This window comes from Streptomyces sp. TLI_171 (assembly GCF_003610255.1).
Taxonomy (GTDB): domain Bacteria; phylum Actinomycetota; class Actinomycetes; order Streptomycetales; family Streptomycetaceae; genus Kitasatospora.
The window spans coordinates 1,708,801-1,732,035 of sequence record NZ_RAPS01000001.1 but is presented as its reverse complement, the minus strand read 5'-3'; the positions used below and the strand labels follow the sequence as shown (position 1 = coordinate 1,732,035).

At 71.5% G+C, this 23,235-nt stretch carries 14 protein-coding genes; 8 read left to right on the top strand and 6 right to left on the bottom strand.

Annotation, left to right across the window (positions count from 1 at the left end):
• Positions 1-99 precede the first annotated feature (99 nt).
• Positions 100-2,157 carry a WD40 repeat domain-containing protein gene (locus tag BX266_RS38415; protein WP_099898193.1) on the top strand — a complete coding sequence of 686 codons (2,058 nt, stop codon included), beginning with the start codon at positions 100-102 and terminating at the stop codon, positions 2,155-2,157.
• A gap of 42 nt (positions 2,158-2,199) precedes the next feature.
• On the opposite strand, the gene BX266_RS07930 is transcribed toward BX266_RS38415, so the two are convergent.
• Positions 2,200-9,390 (bottom strand): polymorphic toxin-type HINT domain-containing protein, encoded by a 7,191-nt coding sequence (locus tag BX266_RS07930; RefSeq protein ID WP_259464600.1) that lies wholly within the window; start codon positions 9,388-9,390, stop codon positions 2,200-2,202.
• Positions 9,391-9,911: 521 nt separating this feature from the next.
• Between BX266_RS07930 and BX266_RS07925 the strand changes: the two genes are divergently transcribed.
• Complete coding sequence (locus BX266_RS07925) at positions 9,912-12,032, top strand: G8 domain-containing protein (protein WP_099898192.1); 2,121 nt, start codon at positions 9,912-9,914, stop codon at positions 12,030-12,032.
• A gap of 100 nt (positions 12,033-12,132) precedes the next feature.
• Here BX266_RS07925 and BX266_RS07920 read toward each other — a convergent pair whose 3' ends face one another.
• A complete protein-coding gene (locus BX266_RS07920; protein ID WP_259464599.1) occupies positions 12,133-13,023 on the bottom strand; it encodes a sirohydrochlorin chelatase in 891 nt (296 codons plus the stop codon).
• Between the two features lie 348 nt (positions 13,024-13,371).
• On the opposite strand from BX266_RS07920, the gene BX266_RS07915 reads away from it, so the two are divergent.
• Positions 13,372-13,614: a DUF397 domain-containing protein gene (locus BX266_RS07915; RefSeq protein WP_099898191.1), complete on the top strand. Its 243-nt coding sequence runs from the start codon at positions 13,372-13,374 to the stop codon at positions 13,612-13,614.
• Positions 13,615-13,744: 130 nt separating this feature from the next.
• Here the strand turns inward: BX266_RS07915 and BX266_RS07910 are convergent, their stop codons facing one another.
• Complete coding sequence (locus BX266_RS07910) at positions 13,745-14,269, bottom strand: ATP-binding protein (protein WP_099898190.1); 525 nt, start codon at positions 14,267-14,269, stop codon at positions 13,745-13,747.
• A 418-nt stretch (positions 14,270-14,687) separates the two neighbouring features.
• Here BX266_RS07910 and BX266_RS07905 point away from each other — a divergent pair, with 418 nt between their 5' ends.
• On the top strand, positions 14,688-15,554 hold the full coding sequence (locus BX266_RS07905) for a helix-turn-helix transcriptional regulator (RefSeq protein ID WP_099898189.1): 867 nt from the start codon (positions 14,688-14,690) through the stop codon (positions 15,552-15,554).
• A gap of 238 nt (positions 15,555-15,792) precedes the next feature.
• Here the strand turns inward: BX266_RS07905 and BX266_RS07900 are convergent, their stop codons facing one another.
• Positions 15,793-17,337, bottom strand: coding sequence for an MFS transporter (locus BX266_RS07900; protein WP_099898188.1), 1,545 nt, complete (start codon positions 17,335-17,337; stop codon positions 15,793-15,795).
• 88 nt (positions 17,338-17,425) lie between these two features.
• Between BX266_RS07900 and BX266_RS07895 the strand changes: the two genes are divergently transcribed.
• Positions 17,426-17,839 carry a MarR family winged helix-turn-helix transcriptional regulator gene (locus tag BX266_RS07895; RefSeq protein WP_099907540.1) on the top strand — a complete coding sequence of 138 codons (414 nt, stop codon included), beginning with the start codon at positions 17,426-17,428 and terminating at the stop codon, positions 17,837-17,839.
• Between the two features lie 112 nt (positions 17,840-17,951).
• Here BX266_RS07895 and BX266_RS40780 read toward each other — a convergent pair whose 3' ends face one another.
• Together BX266_RS40780 and BX266_RS07885 are read right to left on the bottom strand one after the other, a co-directional pair.
• Positions 17,952-18,896, bottom strand: coding sequence for a M56 family metallopeptidase (locus BX266_RS40780; protein WP_099898187.1), 945 nt, complete (start codon positions 18,894-18,896; stop codon positions 17,952-17,954).
• Positions 18,897-19,060: 164 nt separating this feature from the next.
• Entirely contained in the window at positions 19,061-19,609 is a 549-nt protein-coding gene (locus BX266_RS07885) for a DUF5134 domain-containing protein (RefSeq protein ID WP_099898186.1), read from the bottom strand.
• A 337-nt stretch (positions 19,610-19,946) separates the two neighbouring features.
• On the opposite strand from BX266_RS07885, the gene BX266_RS07880 reads away from it, so the two are divergent.
• Genes BX266_RS07880 through BX266_RS07870 form a run of 3 tightly spaced genes read left to right on the top strand, consistent with a single transcriptional unit; the run spans position 19,947 to position 23,172 of the window.
• Complete coding sequence (locus tag BX266_RS07880; RefSeq protein WP_099898185.1) at positions 19,947-21,347, top strand: DUF6421 family protein; 1,401 nt, start codon at positions 19,947-19,949, stop codon at positions 21,345-21,347.
• A complete protein-coding gene (locus BX266_RS07875; RefSeq protein WP_099898184.1) occupies positions 21,344-22,090 on the top strand; it encodes an SDR family NAD(P)-dependent oxidoreductase in 747 nt (248 codons plus the stop codon). The genes BX266_RS07880 and BX266_RS07875 overlap by 4 nt, the downstream gene beginning before the upstream one ends.
• Positions 22,087-23,172: a low specificity L-threonine aldolase gene (locus BX266_RS07870; protein WP_099898183.1), complete on the top strand. Its 1,086-nt coding sequence runs from the start codon at positions 22,087-22,089 to the stop codon at positions 23,170-23,172. Before BX266_RS07875 ends, BX266_RS07870 begins: the two co-directional genes overlap by 4 nt.
• Positions 23,173-23,235 lie beyond the last annotated feature (63 nt).

Genomic DNA, 23,235 nt, shown 5'->3' with positions numbered 1-23,235 from the left:
GCAGCCGACGCTACGATCAGCAGGTGGTCCCGGGCCGGCCCTGCCAGGTCGCACCCGCGCGGCCCGTCCCGGCATGAGGTACTGAAATAGGGAACGTCGATGGAACCGCTCTTCGCTGACAGCCCTGGAGCCGAACACCCTGGGTCGGACGACTTCGACCGGCGCCAGTCCGCACTCTTCGACGCCGTCCGTCGGGGCAAGGTCGTCAGCGGACCGGACACGGATCTCTGGCAGGTGGACTGGGCGAGCGGCGTCGACCTGGACCCACGAATGGTCTGGCACGCACAGGTCGGACCGGTGGTGGCCACAGCGTGGGGCGAAGTCGATGCCCGCCCTGTGTTGGCCACCGCCGTCACGCTCGACGGGCGGCCGCCGGGCGACCCGAAGCTGCGGCACCGGTTGGACGTCCGGGACGTCCTGTCGGGTCAGATCCGCTCAGTTGAGTGTGAGGTGCCGGTCCGCGTCCTCGCCTTCGCGCCCGACGCCGAGGAACCGCTGCTGATCTCCGGGCACAAGGACAACACACTGCGGATCTGGGCCCTCGCGGACCTCGCGCACCGCAGGACGCTCGACATCGGCGACGAACCGCACACCCTGGCGGTCCTCGGTTCCGGGCCCGACACCCGACTGCTGCTCCGTACCTCACGGGGCCGTCTCAGGCAGTGGGACCCGGCCACCGGCGCATCGCTCCCACTCCCGGACCTGCCGACCGTCTTCGGGCTCGGTGCCGGCAGCCTCGTGGACGGGTCGGTCGTTCTGCTCGCCCAGGACGATGCCCTGCTGTGGACGCCGGACGCCAACCGCGTGCGGCAACTCCCCGTTCCCCCCGGGATCCGCTCGATCCGGGGCGCGACCCTGTGGCGGTCGGCCGGGCGGCAGATGCTCACCGTCCACGACACGACCGACGTCCTCGCCACCATCGACCTGACGTCCGGTCAGCACACGCTGCTCGGAGCACACTCGCAGACCGGGCCGGACGGACTGATGGCCACCGAGGGCCGACTGAGCCCGCACAGCAACCCGACCGTGACCGGGCCTGCCCTCGCGGTGCCGGTCAAGTGGCAGGTCAATCTCTGGGACGTGCGGACCATGCGCCCGCTGGGGCTGCCCCTCACCGGACCTGTCGCGCGGGCCGACACTGCGGCCGTGCGTTGGCAAGGGCGCGATCTCCTAATGACCTCCTCCCGGCGGGACGGTGTGGTCGCGCTCTGGGACCCCGCCATCCCGGTGGACCGCGAGCCGGGACACCGCCAGGGGGTGGTCGCCGTCAGCGTCACCGAGCCGGACGGGACGGTGGTCAGCGTCGACGAGGGTGGAACCCTGGTGGCCCGTCGTGCCGCCGACGGCACAGTTGTTGCGCCGCCCGTCGCCACCGACGTCAAGGCCACAAACGCCCTGGCTGCCTGGACCGACCACGGCCGCCCGCACGCTGCCACCGGCTCCGGCCGCCTCCGCGCCCATGACCCGCTCCTGTACCGCTGGGACCTGGCCACGGGGGGCACCTCCGGTGCCGCGGTCCGGACCGGCAACTCCCACATCCGCTGGATCGCCCACCAGCGCCTACGCACCGGCGATGCGCTGGTCGTCCACGGGTATGAGGACATCGCACTGCTGGATCCGTCGGACGGAACGCTTCTGGCTGCCATCCCCAACCAAATCAGGAGGCTGTCAACCGGATTCGCCGTCGGCACGATCGACGGACGCGCTTTTGCCGGACTGTCGTCCCACGAGAAACCGGCCCGGCTCCACGATCTTGACGATCCGTCGTCCGGATGGAGGACCGTGCTGGGAACCGAGGGCCACCACCTTCTGGCGCTTCTCGATGGTCGGCTCGTCACCGTACGCTCCGAGCTTCCGACCCGCGAACGCGCCACCGCGCTCCGTACCTGGGACCGCGTCGGCCGGTCGGCGGGCGCCGAGATCGACGGCCCCGCCGCGGTCACCGCCGTCGCGGGCCGCGCCTGGCCGGAGCTGTACGTGGCCCGCGCCGACCGCACCCTCTCCCTTGTCGACCTCCGTACCGGCGAGCACTTGGCCCGACCGCTCCTGCTGCCTCGGCCCGCCACCTGCCTCGCGACCACGGTGCAGGGCTGTGTGGTGGTCGGCTTCGGTCACGACCTCGCGCTCGTGCGGCCACCGCTCGGGGTGGGTGGTTGAGAGAGGACCGGGGTGCCCTTGAAAGGGCACCCCGGGTCTTCTCTACAGGAATCCCTTCTCCTTCCACACTCCCGGATCGAGCGTAAAGCCGTGTTTTTCGAAGGCCTCTATGACGACGGACTCCAATGAGCAGGCATCACCCACGAAGGCGGAGTCCGGTCTGTAATGCCCGCTCCCGGCCGTGACCATCGTTATTCTCTTGTCGGCGTTGACAGAGAAGGCTCCGGCCATGTGGACCGCTTTCTTTCCACCGGCGAGCGTGGTGTGGCCGGCAACGCCTGCGATCTTGAGCGTGTCCCCGTCGCTCATGGCGTGGAGCGAGCCGTCCGTGCGGACCACAAAGATGTAGGTGTCTTCCTGCAGCTCACCGCCCTTGGCAAGTTTCAGCTTATCGACCTTGGCCGAGGGTTTGGGTTGCGGGCTGTTGTCGGTCGCTCCGTCGGGGTGGCCCTCCTCGCGGTCCGGCTCCCACTCCTTCGTCTCGCAGTTGTGCACGAGCAGCGAGGTGCCGCCCGACTTCACGTAGTACGTGTGCACGTCGGCGACGGTCAGGTCGTGGGTGACGCCGGTTCGGTGATAGTTGCGGACCTCGGTGACCGTGATGGTGCTGCCGTCGAGGGACTGGACGTGGTCGCCTGGGGCGAGGTCGTGGGCCTCGGTCCAGCGCTTGGTGGTGGTGTCCCAGAACGGGTGGTGCCAGGTGGTGGTGAGGGTGGTCGAGTCTGCGGTCCCGTCGGTCCGCAGGGTCAGGTCGGTGAAGTCCAGGTCGTCGGGGGTGGTGATGGTGGCGACCACCGGCTTGGGCCGGGTGACCCCGGTCTGCGGGTCGGTGGTGGTGACCTGGTCGCCCTCTTGGAGCTGGTCGATGGGCTTGGACGTGCCGTCGGCGAGTTCGACCGGGGTTCCCGGTAGGAAGCTGTGGCAGCCGGGTGAGCTGGAGGGTTCGTCGACCGGGGGTTTCGCGTCCTCGGCGGCCTTGGCCGCTTGCGCTTCTGCCTCCGCAGCCTCCTTCTCGGTCTTGCGGGCGATGCTGAGGGCTTCCTCGGCGTCCTTGGCCACGCGTTCGGCGCCGCGGATGGCGGTGTAGGCCTTCTCGCCCTCGCGCCAGAGCTTGAACGCCTTGATGCCGACCTTGACGGCCTTGAAGACCTTGCTCCAAGGGACGAAGTTCAGGGCGGTGTTGATGCAGCCCATCACGTCGCCCTTGGTGAAGCAGTCGCGGGCGTCATTGAAGCCGATCAGGTCGCCGACCACGTCGACGATCTTGCTGATCAGTTCTTCGCGTTGGCGCTTGGCCTTGGCGAGGGCCTCGTCGGCGGCCTGCTTCTGGCGAAGGGCGTCGTTGGTGGCCTGGGACTTGCCGCCGTCACCGGATCCGCCGGTGCCGCCTCCGCCGCCGCCTCCGGTGCCGCCGCCGGCCGAGGGGGGCGGGTTGACGCCGTGGCACATGCCGTCTTCCTCGACGCGGCAGGTGCCGTTCGGGTCGGAGCCGTTGACGGGGTCGTTGTTGGCGTAGGCGTAGCCGTTCCAGGACTGCGGGTCGCCCTCCGCGAAGATCGGGTCGACGGAGAGGAAGCGACCGGTCTTCGGGTCGTACTGGCGGGCGCCGAGGTTGGTGAAGCCGGTGCCCTCGATGGTGCCGCCGACGAAGCCCTTGTCGCCGGCCCAGACGTTCGTTCCGGGCTGGGTGCCGCGGGCGTTGCCGAACGGGTCGGTCGGGCGCCGCACCGAGTTCAGGGTGGCGGCCTCGAACTGGACTCCGCCGGTGCCGTGGGCGTCGGCGGCCTGGTAGTAGAGCTTGCCGCCGCCGGGGGCGGTGGTGCGGGTGACGGTCAGGCCGCCGGGGGCCGAGTAGTAGCGGGTGTCGGACAGGGTGTGGCTGGCGGTGTCGAGGGTGACCTCGTCCGTGCCGATGTTGAGGGTGACCTTGCCGGGGGTGCGGCGGATCAGCTGGTTGCCACTGGCGTCGTAGACGTAGCTGGTGTCGCCGCTGGTTCCGGTGTCGTGGACGGTGGCGAGCTTGCCCTGGTTGTCCCAGGTCAGGGTCTTCGTCCCGGCGGTGTCGGTGAGCGAGGTGGTGTTGCCCGTGGCGTCGTAGGTGGACGTGGTGACCGTGCTGACCCCGTTGACGGTGCTCTTCGAGGTGAGGAGCGCGTGCGGCCCGCCGGTGCCGCCGCCGGTGGTCGGGTCGGTGGTGGGCGTGTTGGGACCGGTCGCGAAGGTCTGGTCGACCGTCCGGTCCTTGCTGGTGACCCCGGTGGTGTCGTGCTGGACCAGCTGCTTGCGGTTGCCGGTCAGGTCGTAGGAGTAGGACTGCCAGTACGGCGCCGGGCCGCCGATCCGGGCGGACGCGGTGAGCGCGGTGGGCTCGGTGGCGTTGGTGCAACCGCCGATGCCGGGCACGGAGGGCGCGGCGGCGGTGGTGGTGGTGCCCTTGTCGGTCCATGCCGCGGACAGGCGTCCGAGGTAGTCGTAGGTGTAGCACTGCAGGTCGGTGTTGACACCGTCCTGCACGGTCTTCACGGAGGTCAGGGCACCGGACTTGGTGAAGGTGTAGTCGGACAGGTCGACGTGGGTCGTCGTGGAGGTCTGCTTGTCGAGGGTGGACTGGACGACGCGGCCGGTGGCCGGGTCGAAGGCCTGGGTGGAGACCACCTGCATGCCGGACGCGCCGACCGTGGTGCGGTAGGGACGGCCGAAGGCGTCGTACTTCATGTCCTGGACGTAGTAGTCCAGACCACTGGAGGTGGTGAAGTTGCCGTCATTGTCGTAGGAGTTGCCGACGGTCTCGGAGGCCAGGCCGCCCAGGGCGGGCATGGTGAGTTTCTTCGGCAGTCCGAGGACCGGCGAGTAGGTCATCGACCACTGGTAGGTGCCGGCGAGTTCCGTCTCGTTCGGGACCGACGGGATGGTGACGGACGTGCCGGTAGGCCGGTAGCCGAGGTCGTAGCCGGTGACGGACTGGACGTAGGCGAGCTTGGCGCCGGGGACGGCCGGGTTGTCGACGTAGCGGGTCGAGCTGTCCGGCTTGCCCTTCACCTGCGCGTCGTATGTCCACGCGGCGGTCTTCTTGGTCGCGTCAGTGGTCGTGGTGCCGTCGAACTGCGCGGTCTTCCGCCCGAGCAGGTCGTAGGTGAAGCTCGTCGACTTCTGCCGCGCGTCGGTGACCGTGAGGACGTGCCCCGCGTTGTCGTAGACGGTCGACGAGGCGCCCGAGTCCGGGTCGCTCGCGCCGGTCTGCTGCCCCATCAGGTCGTAGGAGTACGTCCAGCGGTGCGCCGGGGTGCTGCTGTCCTGGCGCCAGGCAGGCCTGCCCGTGATGTCGTACCCGTAGGTCGTCGCGTCGTAGGCGCCGGTCGGCGTGTTGGACCTGTACTGCCGGGTCTCGATGGTGGCGCCGGTGGCGTCGGTGATCGACGAGGTGGCGTAGCCGCCGGCCGGCGGGGTGACGTCGGTGCGCTCCGCGCCGGCGAAGTTGACGGTGGTGCGCCACTGCTCCTGACCGTAGGACATGAACTTGCTGACAGTGGCTCGGCCGAGGCCGTCGTACTCGGTCCAGGTCTGTGCGGCGATCTCCGAGTCGGAGATCGGCAGGTACACCGCGGTCGTCGGGCCGGAGTCCTTGTTGTAGTAGGCCGGCGTGCTCTTGACCTGCCAGCCGTGGGAGTCGAAGGCAGATTCGGAGATGAGACGGCCGGTGGTGTTGGCGACCGGGACCGACTGCGACTGGCGGATGCGGCCGAGGCCGTCGTAGATCTGGATGCTGGTCGCGTAGGTGGTGGAGTCCTCACGCAGGCTCTTGCTGATCACCGTCGAGGGTCCGGCGGTGCCGTTCAGGGCGTACGAGAAGACGCGGTTGGCGAACTTGGTGTTGTCGGTGTTCGCCGGGTCGCGCCCGGGCAGCCACACGCCGGTGAGACGGCCGAGGGAGTCGTAGCCCTCGATGGTGGTGCGGCCGTTCTCGTCGACGGCCTTGGTCGGCAGTCCGCGCCCCGGGTCCATGGTCGTGGTGGACTTCCAGCCCAGCGGGTTGGTGACCTCGACCGTGGTCGGGACCGCGCCGCTCGCCGGTGTGTAGACCGTGCTGGTGGTCGCCCCGTTCGGGTGGGTGGCGTCGGTGCGGTTGGGGTCGGTGGTGGCGGTCTGGCGGCCGTAGGCGTCGAACTGGGCCTTGGCGGTCACCTGGTAGTTCGGGGTGTTGCCCGGGCCGTAGGACGCCAGGACGCGGGTCTCGGTCTGGTCGGCCTTGTCCCCGATGGTGCCGAGGGCCTGGCCGTCGTACAGGGTCAGGGCGTCGGAGATGGTGTTGGCCTGCGTCGGGGTCTGACCGCAGGCGCCGGCCAGGGTCAGGACCCGGTACGGCAGTTCGACCATCACCGGGTTGCTGCCGGAGGCGTAGGTGATCTCGGTGCACTGGCGCTGCGGGAGCCCGCTGAGCGAGGTGTCGCCGAGCACGTCGGTCGTCTTGACCCGGCCGGCGTTGTCCTCGTCGTAGGTGGCGTCGCGCTCGGTGGTGCGCCAGGTGGTGCCGTCGGACAGGAGCGAACGCTCCTGGACCTTGCCGGTGTTGACGTAACGGGCCGTCACCTTGGGAAGGTTGCCGGTCTGCGTGTGGGTCGCGGTGATCTTCGACAGCCACGGGGTGTTGAGCGCGCCGCCGACGATCTTGGCTCCCGCGTCGGCGGAGGCGTAGGTCTGCGACTCCCGGATGAAGCCGGCCAGCTCCTCGGCGTCGGTGATGGCACCGCCCCAGCTGTCCGGCACCTGGCCGCCCATGCCGCGCAGGAACGTGGCCACCGTCTTGGTCTTGGGGCCGTCGGAGCCACTGCCGGTGGTGGTGGTGACGGTCTGGTAGCCGCGGAAGTTGTCCCAGGTTCTGGTGTCGTCGTCCGCGAACTCGGAGTCGTTGCGGTGCCAGGCCGCGCCGCCGCCGTAGCTGTACTCGGTGAGCTTGGCCGGGCTGGACGCGGTGACCATCGACTCCTCGATGACCTGCGAGACCAGGTACTTGTGGAACCAGTCGTCGTACGGCGTGGTGTTCGCCGGGGAGCCCGGGGGCACCCACCTGACCGGCATGCACGCCATGGTGTTGGTCTGCGCGGAGGCGGGCATGTGCCCGGCGGAGCGCGAGCACTCGACGTCCTTGTAGGTGACGGTGATCCGTCCGCCGGTCTCGGTGCGGAGCTCCTTCATCCGCGGCCGGTTGAACTGCGGGACCGGGGGAACCAAACCGTCGACGCGGTTCGCGAACGGCATCGCCGTGAAGCTGACCTCCGGAAGGGGCAGATCGGCCTGGCCGTTCTTGCCGGTCCGCTTGATCGAGCTCAGCCAGGCCAGCTTCGCGGTGCCGTCGGACGGATCCCACTGGCTCTGCGTCAGGACCCAGGTGTCCACGGTCCGCGGGCTGCCGTTGACGTAGACCTTGGAGTCGATCTGCTTGAGCATCTTCGACGTCCAAAACGACGGGCCGTAGTTGGTGCACGCACCCGAGGAGCCGCACATCTGGTCCAGCGGGGTGTCCGGCCAGGACGCCTGGTTCGCCACCGTCATCTCGGCGGAGGTGCAGGTGGTCGCACCCGGCCAGCACCGCTCGCCGACGGTGAAGACGACCTTCTCCGCCGGGTTGCCCGCGCCCTTCACGGCGATCTGGTCCGCGAGGCGGATGCCGTAGTGGATCTCCGCGATGGTGGAGTACCGGTCGTACGCGGTGAGGGTGCCGACGCCGTTGTTCTGGCCGCCGCCGCGCGCGTAGTAGTTGGACTCCTTGGCGTACTTGTACTTGATCAGGTTGCCGTGCAGGTCGACGACGTAGTCGAGGTTCCACTGCCAGCCCATCTGGCACCAGGACGCCAGGCCGGTCGAGGAGTTGTAGCACGGGTCGCCGGCGTGCGGGTGGTACACCGGCACGGAGTTGACCGAGTTGGACGCCGGGTCGGTGTTGTCGCCGCCGGGCAGGTGGTTGGCGCCGAAGTAGTACTGGGTGCCGTCGGTGGTGGTGACCTTGAAGCCCTCACCGTTCCACGCGCCGTTCGCCAGGCCCGTCAGCGGGGTGATCTGCGTCCCGTCGTCGCCCTGCAGGCGCAGCACGCCCGAGGTGTCGTCCTTCACCACGGTGCCCGAGTGCCCGGCGAGGTTGAGCTGCAGTGCCTGACCCGCCCAGCACTCGTCGCCCGACATGTCGATGCCGGACTTGGCGCACGGCTTATAGGAGCGGGAGATCGAACCGGGCGAGTAGTCCCAGCCGTCGCCGATCCAGGAGGGCTGGGAGTTGTTGGCCGCGGTGCGGCCGTCCACGGACGAGGAGTCGTAGCTCAGCACCACGCTGGGCGCCGCGCCGCCCACCGCGGTCGGCAGGTCCACGGTGTAGGAGTAGGTGAAGTTGCCGGCGTTGGTGCCCGCACTCCACGCCGCCGACGGCGCGATCGCCGTCGCCGCGTACGAGCCCATCGAACCCGACGGAGAAGCCTCCGCCGCCAGCACCATCGTTCCCGAGGACGCGGCAGCGGACTCCACGAAGCCCGCCCGAACGACCGAACCCGACGACGACGCCGCCGAGTTCAGCGCAGCCGAGGCGGAGGCGGCGGGCAGTTCGACGTCGGCGGACAGGGTGCCCGAGCGTGCGTCGAGGGTGGAGGGCACCGGCGTGCTCTTCCGGCACTCCGCCTTCTCGGGCGTTGTCAGCGCACACTCCGGCAGTTGCACCAGCCGCGCGCGGTCCGACCACGCCCCCTCGCCGATCAGGTCCTTCAGGGCCAGCGACACGGCCAGCGGGTGGCCCGCCTTCGCGGAACCGCCCGCACCGCCGACCGCGACGACGGGACCGGCGCGGCCCGCGGCCTTCGCGCCGTCCAGCACGTCGACCTTCAGCTGCGGTGCGCCTGCCGAGGAGGCGTCCTTCGCTGCCCCCCGGTCCGTCAGGAACACCGGCAGATCGCCGGCCTGTACCCGTGCCTCACCACCCGAGGACGGCGCCGCACCGCCCGTCAGTTTCCGCGCCGCCAACTGCTCCTGGGACGCGCCGCCGAGGGTGACCGTCGCCGAACCCGTCTTCGCCTTGCGCGGGGCGGGCGCGGCCACCGCCGGCCCGCCGTCGGCCGGTACCGGGGCCAGGACCTCGTCGTGGCCGTTGACCGACTTCGTCTCCTGCACCGGAGTGTTGGGCGGCACCCACACCTTCGGCGGCTTCGCCTGCGCGAACGCCGCGCCGGGCACCACCAGTATCGACGTCAGCACGGCCAGAATCGTCAATAGCCCCACTCCGCGCGTCTGGCCGCGAAGCCAGCGCCAGAGTGGGGAGCGTACACGCCAAGTCCCCACCGAAATCTCCCCAATGGACGGAAATCGTCGCACCAAGCCCACCCCGACACCAGAAGGAGTGGCAGCAGAATCTGGTGCAAATGCAAAGGCTCAAATTAGAGACCTTCACCCCTCCGCCACCACCGCCGACCGGCCACCTTAACCATCCCGTGACCACTGCTGGGAGACCAATCGGGACAACAATGGACAACGAACCTACTGTCCACGGACGATCGCTCCACATTCAATGACAGACCGTCAAATAGCGCCCCGTCGGGGACATTTCCCGACTGTGAATCCGGTGATCACCTGCGCACCTGTTCGACCGCCCGGGCCCCGGCCCTGGCACTACGTCAGGATGCTTACCCTCGGCCGAGTTGCGCGGCTCCGATGGCTCTTCTGCCTATGCTGCAGGCGAGTTGAGTCGGAGTTCCCTGCGCCCCGGGAGGGCGGCCATTGTGGACCAGCGCGACAACGATCAACCCGCGGCCGGGCGGCACCGGCGGCCGGTGGTCGGGCGGCGGCGGATGCTGACCTGGCTGGCGGTCGGCACGGTGACCGCGCTCGGCGGGGGAGTGGCCCTGCGGCAGTCGCTGGCCGGGGCGGGCGAGCCGGTGGCACGGCTCCCGCTGCCGAGCGGGGCCCCGACGGGCCATCAGCACGGGACGCCCGCGCCGCCGCCCGCCTCGGCGGGTCCGCAGCCCTCGCTGTCGCCGCCGCCGGTCGACGAGGGCGGCCGCAAGTGGTCGGACCCCAAGGGCTGGGGCGGCAAGGTCCCGGCGGCGGGCAGCGCGGTGCGGATCACCGACAAGGTGCTGCTGGACGCCGACGTCCAGGTCGGCTCGCTCCTGGTGGAGAAGACCGGCTCGCTGGTGTTCGCCAAGGACCGGTCGCTGACCCTCGCCAGCGCCGGCAACGTCGAGGTGCGCGGCACCCTGGCCCTGGCCCCCGACGCCGCGCACACCCACACCCTGCGGTTCCCGAACGTCGACGAGCGGCGCTTCCAGGGCGGCGGGATGACGGTCGTGGACAGCGACACCGGCCTGTGGGTCACCGGCCAGGGCTACCTGCGGCTGGACGGTGCGCCCCGCACCGCCTGGGTGCGGGCCGCCGCCGACCTCAGGCCCGGCGACAGCACGATCAGGCTGGCCGCCGCTCCCGAGGGCTGGCAGCCGGGCGACGAACTGGCCGTCACCCCGACCGCCGGTCCGGACGCGGACGACTTCTCCACCTCCTACGACCTGGTGACGGTCGAGCAGGTGGACGGCGCCACCGTCACCCTGAGCGCCCCACTGAAGCACGCCCACCCGCGGGTCGCGGTCGGCGGCGGCCCGACCTTCGGCGCGGAGGTGCTCAACCTCAGCCGCAACGTCCGGGTGGAGGGCACCGAGCAGGGCCGGGCGCACGTCCACCTGACCTCCAGCCGGCCGGCCGACGTCCGGCACACCGCGATCCGCTGGATGGGCCCGCGCGCCGACGGCAAGGACAGCTGGAACGGGAAGCCCGTCACCGAGCCGGTGCTGGGCCGCTACGGGCTGCACTTCCACATGCTGCTGGACAGCTCGCGCGGCACCGTGGTCGAGGGCGTGGTGGTCAGGGACACCGGCAGCCACGCGTTCGTGCCGCACGCGGCGCACGGCATCGCCTTCCGCGGCTGCATCTCCCACAACACCTGGGAGGACGCCTACTGGTGGGACGGCCCGATCGACACCCGCACCCCGCAGGGTCCGTCGAACGACATCGCCTACGAGGGCTGCGTCGCCTCCCGCACGGTGTACGAGCCCAACCCGCGCGGCTACCGGCTGACCGGCTTCAGCCTGGGCGCCGGGACGGGCTCCTCGGCCCGGGACTGCGTGGCCGTCGGCGTACAGGGCGCCACCGGCGCGTCCGGCTACGAGTGGCCGGAGACCAGCGAAGGCGTCTGGACCTTCGAACGCTGCCTGGCGCACAACAACCTGGAGAACGGCGTCTTCGTCTGGCTGAACGCCGAACACCACCACACCGTCACCCAGTTCGTCGGCTACCACAACGGCGGCTGGGGCATCGAGCACGGCGCCTACCTGAACGACTTCGACTACACCGCCTCGGTGCTGTACGGCAACGGGGCCGGCGGCGTGGCGATCCACGCGCTGGGCCGCGACAAGGGCACCGTCTTCGACGGCCTGCTGATCGACGCCGCCGGGCACTCCGACTACGCGGTGGCCACCTTCAAGCACCAGCTGGACGGCGAGACCGTCACGCTGAGCCGCAGCCGGCTGACCGGCTACCGCAAGGCCGGGGTGGCGTTCCGGGCCACCGACGACGGCAAGCCCGACGACATCGCGGTGCTGGACTGCGAGTTCGGCGGCACCGAGCTCTGGCTCGACCCGGAGTCGCCCGAGCCCAAGCGGATCCTGTTCCGCAAGGCCGGGCAGTCGCAGGCCGTGGCGCTGAGCAAGGGCGGCGGGCAGGGCCTGGCCGGCACCCCGTGGAACGCCGCCACCGCCCCCGCCGAGGCGCCGGGCCCGCCGCGGGCGGTGGCGCTGCCCGCGCTGAAGTTCACCGACAGCGCGCCGCGGACGGGCCGGATCGCCGGCTGACTGGCCGCCCCCGCGACCCGCGGGCCGGATCGGCCGGAAAGCGCGACGGGCGGGAGCGCGTCGATTCGCTGCCCCTGCCCGTCGCGGCCCTTGGTCGGCGTCAGCGCGCCGCGTGCGCCCCCGGGGTGCGCTGCTCGGAGGCCGCCGCGGCGGCCTCCAGCTGCTCCTGGGTCGGCTCCGGGAGGACCGCCAGGTAGGTGGCGGCGATCAGCTGACCCACCGTCGGGTAGGCGCCGATCGGGGCGGCGCTCGGGCAGCCGGTCTCCTCGGCGGCGGTGGCCAGCAGCTCGGAGTCGGCCTCCGGGCCGATCACCAGCGGGGCCAGCGCGGGACGCTCGGCGCCCATCGCCCTCAGGTGCGCGACGGCCGCGGCCACCGAGCCGGGCACGTCCAGCGCCGCCGGAACCACCGGGACCGCCAGCCGGGAGGCCAGCAGCACGCCGGTCATCCCGGCCGCCTCGGCGGCGTCCTGGCCGCCGACCGTGGTCAGCACCACGCCGTCGGCGGCGGTCGCGATGGCGAACAGCCGGGCCCGGTCGGCGCGGGCCAGCCCGGCCTCGGACAGCCGCACGTGGACGGCCTCGGACAGCTTGGTGTGCGGGCCCAGCGGGTCCAGCACCTGAGCGCCGGTCTCGGCGGCCAGCTTGGTCAGCTCGGACAGGAACTCGTGCGGGCCGGGCGTCAGCGGCTGGATCACCGGTGCGGGCAGGCCGGCCTCGGCGGCGCCGGCCAGCAGGTCGGCGACGGTCGGCGCGTCCTCCCCGCCCAGGTAGGCCGCCGTCACCTCGATGCCCGGCTGCTCGCCGCGCACGATGGACAGCAGCTCGTCGACGATCGGACGGCTCTCCGGCCCGGCGACGGCCGGAACCGCCAGCACCAGGGCAGGCGAACCGGCCACGATCTCACGGCGCTCGGCGCGGTGGCGCCCCCGCGCACGGGAGCCTGGAGTGCGGACGGGCAGTGGCGCGCCCGGGATGGCTGCGGTGCTCATGGGCCAGATCGTAGGACATCGCCCCGGGGCCATTGCAGCCGGATGCCGACAGCGGGCGGCTTTCCGCCAGGAAGTGACGGTCATCACAGTGCGAACTGTGACTGGCTGTGAGCCGCGTGATAAGGGGTGATGATCGACAACGAGCTGACGGCTGTGTGCGGACGGTCATGGAGTGACTGGCGTTTCGCCCGGCTGTGTCCCCTTACGCACCGTCAATTACGGCGCTGTGAAGGCTTGGTGTCGGCATCGGCACGTTCCTTTGCACGGGACGTTTCCCATGCTGATGCACGTGCAGGCGAGCTATCATCACGTCAAGTGAGGCATTCGCCAGGCTCTGGGGAGAAGACAATGCGTGAGGCGTACAACGGCATGGCGGCAGCGGACCTCGACGGGGTGGTCTGGCAGAAGAGCCGGCACAGCAACTCGAAGGGCAACTGCGTGGAGTTCGCCGCGCTGGCGAACGGCGAGGTGGCGATGCGCAACTCGCGCTTCCCGGAGGGGCCGGCGCTCGTCTACACCCGGGCCGAGATCACCGCGATGCTGCTCGGGGTGAAGGACGGGGAATTCGACCACCTGGGCGGAACGCCCTGACTGCACATCGAGTCCTGTGCACCCGGGCCGTCGTGGAATCCCTCCGCGACGGCCTTCGTGTTCAGCGGAAGCCCCCGCTGTCCTGACGTCGGGTCAGAACTGCCGGGCGGGCTCGGGTTGGACCAGTGGGTCAGGCGGAGCGGCGGTGCCGGCCGAGGTTGGACAGCGAGGACTCGGTGACGGGCTCGGCCGCGCGGGCGTCGAACAACGCCCACACCACCTTGCCGGCGCCGGCCAGCGGGTGCCAGCCCCAGGAGCGGGAGAAGGAGTCGACCAGGTGCAGGCCCCGGCCGGACTCGGCCACGAAGTCGGCCTCCCGGGCGATCGGGCCGGTACTGGACGGGTCGCTCACCGCGCAGACCACCTGCGGGGCGCGGTGCACCAGGCTGATCCGGATCGGCAGCGCCCCGGCCGCCAACTGCGGGCTGCTCTGGGCCGGGACGCGCGAGGGCTCGCTCTGGCCGAGCGCGTGCCGCAGGGCGTTGGTCACCAGCTCGGAGGCCACCAGGGCCACGTCGTCGAAGAGTTCGCCGAGGCCCCAGCCGTTCAGGGCGTCCCTGGTGAACTCCCGCGCGGTGCGCACGGCTTCGAAGCGGGGAGCGAGGGTGCAGCTGACCACATGCGGGTCGGTCGCCAGGGCCGTACCGGTGCTCATGAAGAGCTCCTCCCATAAGGGGGCGGACACGGCGGGACCCACCGGGGTCATGCCGGTCACCTCCGACTCGCTCGGCCGCTCGGCCACCGGACCGACCCGGTCAGCGCACACACAAGTGCCCAGCGACGCACGGGCGTTGCTGGGAGGGTGTGCGGATGCGCGTTAAGGGGTCGACGCGGAGCCCGCGGGATTGCCAAGGGCGTGCAAGTGCACGTGCACCATGGTCCTCTGCGCTCACGGCAGATGCAAGAGTCGATTCACGTGCAGTCGTGCGATTGGCATATGCATGGCCCGGATGCACGTGCAAGATGGTGGAAGAGTGACCGAAGCGGTAGCCGGCCGCACCACTATCGGCACTCAGTGCGCCCAAGTGATGGCAGACTGTGCAACTGGTCCGTCCCAGTGGAGGTTTGGTCAGATGACCACAGTTCAGCCCGGCGGGGGCTCGATGGTGCGCCGCATCCTCCTCGGCTCCCAGCTCCGCCGGCTCCGCGAGGGCTGTGCGATCACGCGTGAGGACGCGGGCTACGCGATCCGCGCCTCCGAGTCCAAGATCAGCCGGATGGAGCTCGGCCGAGTCTCCTTCAAGGAGCGCGACGTCGCCGACCTGCTCAGCCTCTACGGCCTGTCCGGCGGGGCCGAGCGCGAGTCGTTGCTCGCGCTGGTCCGCGAGGCCAACAAGTCCGGCTGGTGGCACAGTTACAACGACGTGCTGCCCAACTGGTTCCAGACCTACATCGGCCTGGAGGAGGCCGCCGCGCTGATCCGCACCTACGAGGTGCAGTTCGTCCCCGGCCTGCTGCAGTGCGAGGAGTACGCCGGGGCGATCTTCGCGCAGAACCGGCCCACGCTCGCCGAGGACGAGATCGACCGCCGCGTCGCCCTGCGCACCCGCCGGCAGAAGCTGCTCACCGACGGCCGCGGGCCAAAGCTCTGGGCCGTCATCGACGAGGCCGCGCTGCGCCGCCCGGTCGGCGGCCCCGAGGTGATGCGCGCCCAGCTGGAGCACCTGGTCGAGCTGGCCCAACTCCCCAGCGTGGTCATCCAGGTGATGCCGTTCCGGTTCGGTGCGCACGCCGGCGAGAGCGGGGCCTTCTCGGTGCTCCGGTTCCCCGAGCAGGACCTGCCCGACGTGGTCTACCTGGAGCAGCTGACCAGCGCGCTCTACCTCGACAAGCGCGACGACGTGGACGAGTACCTGCAGGTGATGGAGCGGCTCTGCGTGGACAGCCTGACCCCGCAGCAGACCCTCGACCTGCTCCGGACGATCCTGAAGGGCCAGTAGCGAACCGGCGGGACCCCGGGCGCCGGAAGTGGCGCGGGGGTTCGGGATCCGGCCGGCCCACCGGATTGACCGCGGCCCGGCAAACTGCCATGGTGTCTGCTCCGAACGTCCGCACCGCCCGGTCGGGCCGGCTGCGGGACGCGCTCCGGCTCCACCAACACGGGGGTTTGGTGGAGCCGGACTCCGACGCGGGGCCGGGGCGTTCCGACGGGCAGCGAGGGGTCGACTGCCCGGAGGTTCAGCGCTTCGACAGCACCTCCGTCTCCGTGGCCGTCGAGGCCTCCGGGTACCGGTAGTCCGGCACCGGCGGCAGCTCGACGGGGCGGCGGCCGGAGCGCAGCGCGCCCGTCAGGGCGATCAGCAGGCCGAGCGCGGTGGTGCCCGTCACCAGCAGCAACGCGGGGCGGTAGCCCGCCAGTTGGGCATGGGCATCGGTGCCGCCCCCGGTGCCCGCGGTGAGCACCGCGGTGGTGACGGCCAGCACGATCGCGCCGCCCACCTGGAGCGCGGTGTTCACCAGGCCGGAGGCCAGGCCCTGCTCGTCGTCCGACACGCCGCTGGTGGCGGCGACGTTGATCGAAGGGAAGGCCAACGCGAAGCCCGCGCCGATCAGCAGCATGCTGGGCAGCACCAGGCCGGCGAAGCCGCTGTGCTCGTCGAGCCGAAGGAACAGGGCGTAGCCGAGGGCCATCGAGGCCACGCCGACCGGCAGCACCCGCTCCGGGCCGAACCGGTCGAGCAGGCGGCCGACCGCACCCGCGGAGAAGGCCACCACCGCGCCGCCCGGCAGCAGGCCGAGCGCCGTCTCCAGCGCCGACCAGCCGAGCAGCCGCTGCAGGTAGAGCGTGGCCACGAACTGGAAGCCCGCGTAGGAGCCCATCAGCGTCAGCGCCGTGAGGTTCGCCCGGCGCACTCCCGCGTTGCGGAAGATGCCGAGCCGGACCAGCGGATGCGCGGTGCGCGCCTCGATCAGCAGGAAGGCCGCGGCCAGCGCCGCCACCAGCAGCAGCGAGCCGATCGTGCGCAGCGAGAGCCAGCCGGCGCCCTGCGCCTCGGTGACCGTGAAGACCAGGAGCAGGACGGCGACGGTGCCGGTGATCGCGCCCGCCACGTCGTACCCGCCGGTGGCGCGGTGCTCGCCGTGCTGACGGGGCAGCAGCTTGATGCCGGCGACCAGCGCGATCAGCGCGACGGGGACGGGCATCAGGAACGTCAGCCGCCAGCCGGCGGACGTCAGCAGGCCGCTGATGACCAGGCCGAGCGAGAAGCCGGCGGCGGAGCAGGTGGTGTAGATGGACAGCGCGCGGTTGCGGGCCGGGCCCTCGGCGAAGGTGGTGGTGATGATGGACAGGCCGGCCGGGGCGGTGAAGGCGGCGCTGACGCCCTTCAGGAAGCGGGCGCCGATCAGCAGCGGGCCGCTGTCGACGAGGCCGCCGAGCAGCGAGGCGGCGGCGAACACCGCCAGCGCGACCAGGAACACCCGGCGGCGGCCGAGCAGGTCGGCGGCCCGGCCGCCGAGCAGCAGCAGCCCGCCGTAGCCGAGGACGTAGCCACTGACCACCCACTGCAGGGCGGAGTCGGACAGGTGCAGGTCGGCGCCGATCGAGGGCAGGGCCACCCCGACCATCGACACGTCCAGCGCGTCCAGGAACATCGCGGCGCAGAGCACCACCAGGGCGCCCCAGAGCCGTGGGCTCCAGTGCGTGTCGGTCGAGTGGGTCGGGTTCGTCGGGTCGGCCGGGCTCGTCGCGGTCGAGCCGGCCTGGGCGGTCGTGTCGGTCATGGCACAGAACGCTACATGCATGTGCATGGGATGCAAGTGCATTTAATGTGGATGCAACAGATGCGCGTGCATGTGCTACCGTGGCGGTGTGACCGACCTCGACCCAGACCACGACCCCGCCGCGGAGGCGGAGCTCACCCAGCAGTGGCGCGCCCTGCTGGCCCGCCACGCGGCCACCTCGTGCGCCATCGACCGCGAGCTGGGCGAGGCGTACGGTCTGGGCGTCAGCGAGTTCGAACTGCTGGAGCGCCTCTGGGAGTTCGAGCAGGGCAAGCGCACCGGAGACGCCCGCGCCCAGGTGGTGGCCGGCACGGTGCACCTCAGCCAGAGCGCGTTCTCCCGACTGGTCGCCCGCCTGGAGAAAGCCGGGCTGGTGCAGCGCTCGCTCTGCGAGGCCGACCGCCGCGGCATCTACATCACGCTGACCGGCGAGGGTCGCGAGCGGTACCTCAAGGCCCGCCCCGTGCACCGCCGCATCCTCGCCGAGACGCTCGGCGAGTGACGCCGCGGCGCTGACGTTCCGTCAACTGCCCTGAAGGGGGCACCAGAAGGCCGCTGCGGGCCGTACGCGGCGGTCCCGGCCCCGCGGGGCACGAGCAGTTTCGGGCGGGGCGTCAGAACAGCGCGGAGAGCCCGGGCGCGGCTGCCAGCAGCGCCGCGCCGAGCGGCGCCGCGAGCGCCGCCAGGGTCCACCCCAGCCGGGCCGGCACCGGCAGCCGCGGCGCGCCCAGCAGCAGCCGGTCCACCCGCGCGGGGGACTGCGCCAGCTGCCGCGGCGGGCAGGAGGCGAACACCTCGCTGTTCAGCTCGGCCAGCGCGAGCGCCGTGGTCACCCGGCCGTGCCGGCGCGCCGCCCGGTCGTCCGCCGCCAGCTCGACCAGCACCGCCACCTGGTCCCGGAACGCCGAGAAGACCTCCACCCCGGGGAAGCCGGTCGCCAGGGCCTGCGCGCACTGCGCCAGCCAGTGGTGCCGGGCCCGGACGTGCCCGCGCTCGTGGCTCAGCACCGCCGCCAACTCGCGGTCCGACAGCTGCTGCAGCGCCCCCGTGGTGACCACCAGCCGGGCCCGCGGCCCGGGCAGCGACCACGCCTGCGGCCGCACGTTCTCCAGCACCACCAGCGGCTCCCTGACCCGCCGACGGGGCGTCAGCGAATCCGGCAACTCCGGCGCGCGCCGCACCAGTTGGTCATGGCGGTGGCCGCGCTCCGCGCGCGCCGAGCGGACCTCCCGGGCCAGTGACACCGCTGTCCACACCCCGCCCGCCGCCAGCACCGCCGCCGACAGCCGGCCCCAGCCCTCCAGGCCGGCCAGCGCGTACGACTCCTCCACCCCGGCCGGGGCGCCCGCGAACACCACGTCCCGCCAGGCGGGGAGAGCGGCCGCACTCGCCAGCAGCAGGCTCAGCACGCAGCACAGCAGCACGGCGACCACCAGCATCTGCCACACCAGCAGGGCCAGCACCGGTTCGCGCTCCGGCCAGCGGGCCCGGGCCAGACGGCTCGGCGCCACGGTGGCGAGCAGCAGTCCGAGCACCAGCAGGCTCAGCAGTGCCGTCATGGCAGGGGCTCCCCGAGAGGGATTTCGAGGCGCGGCGATGCGCTTCCCCCCAACCTATGCGCCCTCACGCCCACGCGGAACGCCCGGGCCGGTCCAGTGACCAAGGCCACGCCGGGGCGGCGTTTCCGACGCACCGTCAGCCCCGCCCTGCCGCTGCGCCCGCCTCAGACCGTCAGCAGCATCGCGAACATCCCGATCCCCATCGCCGCCCGGCAGGCCCGCGGCAGCGGCGCCGCCGCCACCGCCGCCCCGCCCGAGGTCAGCACCCGGCTGCCCTCCCAGAGCGCGTAGGCCCCGAAGTACACCAGCAGCACGCCCGTCAGCACGGGCAGCCCGCCCGGCTGCCCGTGGTGCGCGGCGTGGCCGCCGGGGGAGCCGCCGGCCATCGCCAGCGCCATGTACGCCATCGCCAGCGCGCCGATCCCGTGGTGCAGCCGGTGCGCCCGCAGACCCCTGCCCCGCCCTGCCAGCGCGCCGACCAGCAGCACCGCCGCCAGCAGCGCGTACGGCCAGCCCCAGAACACTCCCGGTAGCAGCGCCATCCCGGCCATGCCCAGGCCCATCGCCGCCTCCAGCACGTCCGACTCGTGGCGCGAGCGGTGCTCGCCGCAGGATGGCTCCGACCGCCGGCGCCGCACCCGCCACCCGCAGTACCCGCCGCTGCCCGCGGCCAGCGCCGCCAAGAGCCAGCTCACCAGCGCCGGACCGTGCATCGCGTCCCCCTCCGTGCCGGACGTTCGGGCCACCTCCACGATCACCGACCGCACCCGGCGGCAGCAGGGCGCGAACGGGGGCGCACCGAGGCGTGAGCGGGCCTGTGCGCAGCGTGGACGCCCCGGTGGCGGGCCCCCTCGGGCCGGGGCATGGTCGGGGCGTACCGGGTGCCATCCGCCGCCCGCGCCGGAACTGCCCGATTCATCCATCGCGTAGAGGTCGGTGATCGGCAGCGCTACGAACTGGAGTGTCTGCCGTCAAACCGACCTTGAGCCGGAGAACCTTTCGCACTTAACGTGGTCTTGTCGAAATAACTCCTGTCGAAGTGAGCCTGTGATGCAGAATCTTTCGCCGACGCTCGCGGTCGCGGGCGACGCCCACACCGCGGAGCCGGCCGGCCACCCGGCCTGGCTGCGCCTCAAGGACGCCGTCGAGGCCCTGCGGCCGCTGCAGTCCAAGGACGGCTCCATCGACCTGGCCGCCGTGCCGCGCCACACCGTCGACCCGCTCGTGCAGACCGTGCAGGACGCCGTCGCCGAGCTCGCGCCGCTGTTCCCGCACGACGCCGAGTACCTCGACGCCGTCCGCGCCGACCTGCGCAAGTGGGCCGACACCGGCTACCGGGAGCCCGACTTCCTCGACTCCCTGCTGGCCTTCCGCCCCGACCAGCACCGCGTCGACGGCATCGGCCACCTGGTGGTCTTCCCGATGTACACCCAGAACGGCAACCCGGACCGCAACCTGGAAGCCGTCCTGCTGAAGGTCGTCTGGCCCGAGTGGATCGCCGAGCTGGAGCGCACCCGCTTCGACAACCCCGGCTACCTCGGCATCGCCTTCGAGGACTTCACCGCCGGCTACGACACCAACTCCGCCGTGCTGTTCCCGGAGACCGTCGCCGTCCGCGAAGCGCCGGAACGTTTCACCTGGGGCGGCATCTTCTGCGACCGCGAGGCCGCCCGCTTCCGCGCCGTCAGCACCAGCGCCGTCCGCCAGCTCGGCCTCGACATCCCCGCCGACGCGCAGAGCCTGCTCGCGGACCAGGACCGCACCCAGCAGACCTTCGTGCTCTGGGACCTCGTCCACGACCGCACCCACAGCCACGGCGACCTGCCCTTCGACCCCTTCATGATCAAACAGCGCAGCCCGTTCTGGATGTACGGCCTCGAAGAGCTCCGCTGCGACCTCAACACCTTCAAGGAGTCGGTCGAGCTGGAGGCCGAGGGCCACAGCCAGGGCCGCGACGTCCAGTACGCCATCCTCTTCGACCGGATGTTCCGCTTCCCGGTCACCGGCGACCGCGTCCGCAACTACGACGGCATGGGCGGCCAGCTGCTCTTCGCCTACCTGCACAAGCACGACGCGCTGCGCTGGCGCGACAACCGCCTCACCATCGACTGGGACCGGGTCGCCGAGGTCACCAACGGGCTCTGCGCCGAGATCGAGAAGCTCTACCGCGACGGCATCGACCGCCCCAAGACCGCGCACTGGATCGCCGCCTACCAGCTGGTCTCCCAGTACCTCACCCCGCACCCCGCCTCCACCTGGGCCAAGGGCCCCGAGGCGCTCCCGCTCGACCTTGCCGACGACAAGGCCCTGCGCAAGGCCCTCTGCGACGCCGTCCACCCCGACGAGTTCCCGCTCAGCATGTTCTACGAAGCCCTGTCCCGGAAGCTCGGCCGCGTCATCGCCGGCACCAAGGGCATCACCGGCACCACCACCGAGGAGGTCGCCGCGTGAGCACCCGACTCGACGACAAGGTGATCGCCGTCGCCGGAGCCAGCGGCCCCGCCGGCCAGGCCACCCTGCGACGCCTCGCCGCGGACGGCGCCACCGTCATCGGCGCCGACATCGACCAGCACCGCCTGGACTCCGCGCTCGCCGCCGTCCGCACCGCCGTCCCCGGCGCCAAGCTCAGCGGCCAGATCATCGACCTGCTCGACCCGCAGGAGGTCCACGACTGGGCCGACCACCTGGAAGCCGAACACGGCCACGTCGACGGACTGCTGCACCTGGTCGGCGGCTGGCGCGGCAGCAAGACCTTCTTCGACAGCCGGATCGACGACTGGGACTTCCTGCACGACACCGTCGTGCGCACCCTCCAGCACACCTCGCTGGCCTTCCAGCCCGCCCTGCTCCGCAGCCCCGCCGGCCGCTACGCGATGGTCTCTGCCGCCGCCGCGCACAAGCCCACCGCCGGAGGCGCCGCGTACGCCGCCGCCAAGGCCGCCACCGAGGCCTGGACGCTCGCGATGGCCGACTCCTTCGTCAAGGAGACCACCGCCCCCGACGGCGCCCCCACCGCGGCCGCTGCCATCCTGGTCATCAAGGCCCTGCTCAGCCCCGAGATGCGGGCCGAGAAGCCGGACGCCAAGTTCACCGGCTTCACCGACACCGCCGACCTGGCCACCACCCTGGCGTCCCTCTGGGACCGCCCCGCAGCAGAACTGAACGGACAGCACCTGTGGCTGACAGCCCGATGACCCCCTCCGCCTTCGGCCCCACCGACGCCGTGCGGCACCACGACCCCGCGGTCCGCGGCTTCGCCAGCGACAACTACGCGGGCGTCCACCCCGAGGTCCTCGCCGCGATCGCCCTCGCCAACGACGGCCACCAGGTCGCCTACGGCGAGGACCAGTACACCGAGCACCTGCAGACCGTCTTCCGCCGCCACTTCGGCGACCGCGCCGAGGCGTACCCCGTCTTCAACGGCACCGGCGCCAACGTGGTCGCCCTGCAGGCGCTCCTCCCGCGCTGGGGCGCCGTGGTCGCCGCCGAGAGCGCCCACATCAACGTGGACGAGGGCGGCGCCCCCGAGAAGCTCGCCGGTATCAAGATCCACACCGTCCCCACCCCCGACGGCAAGCTCACCCCCGCCCTGATCGACCAGCAGGCCTGGGGCTGGGGCGACGAGCACCGCGCCCAGCCGCTCGCCGTCTCGATCACCCAGTCCACCGAACTCGGCACCCGCTACACGGTCGAGGAGGTCCGGGCGATCTGCGAGCACGCCCACGAGCGCGGCATGCTCGTCCACATGGACGGCTCCCGGCTCGCCAACGCCGCCGCCTCGCTCGGCGTCCCGTTCCGCGAGTTCACCACCGACGCGGGCGTCGACGTCCTCTCCTTCGGCGGCACCAAGAACGGCCTGCTGCTCGGCGAGGTCGTGGTCGTCCTCAACCCCGACCGGGTCCAGGGCATCAAGTTCCTGCGCAAGACCTCGATGCAGCTCGCCTCCAAGATGCGCTTCGTCTCCGTCCAGTTCGAAGCCCTGCTCACCGGCGACCTGTGGCTCCGCAACGCCGGCCACGCCAACGCGATGGCCCGCCGCCTCGAAGCCGCCGTCCGCGAGATCCCCGGCATCACCGTGGTCCGCCCCGTCCAGGCCAACGCCGTCTTCGCGCTCCTCCCGCGCGAGGTCAGCGAACGCCTCCAGAAGCACTACCGCTTCTACTTCTGGGACGAGCACACCGGCGAGGTCCGCTGGATGGCCGCTTTCGACACCACCGAGGCCGACATCGACGCCTTCGCCACCGCCATCGCGGAGGAAATGGCCCGTCAGGCCTGACGGCGCCCCGTCGAAGCCCCGCCTGCCGAGCGGATACGGCCGGTCCGGAGAGTCCTTCCCTCT

Excerpts from the sequence above, each read along its gene's own strand:
- BX266_RS38415 (WP_099898193.1), top strand. The coding sequence starts at position 100 with ATGGAACCGCTCTTCGCTGACAGCCCTGGAGCCGAACACCCTGGGTCG.
- BX266_RS07920 (WP_259464599.1), bottom strand. The coding sequence starts at position 13,023 with ATGAGCACCGCAGCCATCCCGGGCGCGCCACTGCCCGTCCGCACTCCA.
- BX266_RS07915 (WP_099898191.1), top strand. The coding sequence starts at position 13,372 with ATGCGTGAGGCGTACAACGGCATGGCGGCAGCGGACCTCGACGGGGTG.
- BX266_RS07910 (WP_099898190.1), bottom strand. The coding sequence starts at position 14,269 with ATGAGCACCGGTACGGCCCTGGCGACCGACCCGCATGTGGTCAGCTGC.
- BX266_RS07905 (WP_099898189.1), top strand. The coding sequence starts at position 14,688 with ATGACCACAGTTCAGCCCGGCGGGGGCTCGATGGTGCGCCGCATCCTC.
- BX266_RS07900 (WP_099898188.1), bottom strand. The coding sequence starts at position 17,337 with ATGACCGACACGACCGCCCAGGCCGGCTCGACCGCGACGAGCCCGGCC.
- BX266_RS40780 (WP_099898187.1), bottom strand. The coding sequence starts at position 18,896 with ATGACGGCACTGCTGAGCCTGCTGGTGCTCGGACTGCTGCTCGCCACC.
- BX266_RS07885 (WP_099898186.1), bottom strand. The coding sequence starts at position 19,609 with ATGCACGGTCCGGCGCTGGTGAGCTGGCTCTTGGCGGCGCTGGCCGCG.
- BX266_RS07880 (WP_099898185.1), top strand. The coding sequence starts at position 19,947 with ATGCAGAATCTTTCGCCGACGCTCGCGGTCGCGGGCGACGCCCACACC.
- BX266_RS07870 (WP_099898183.1), top strand. The coding sequence starts at position 22,087 with ATGACCCCCTCCGCCTTCGGCCCCACCGACGCCGTGCGGCACCACGAC.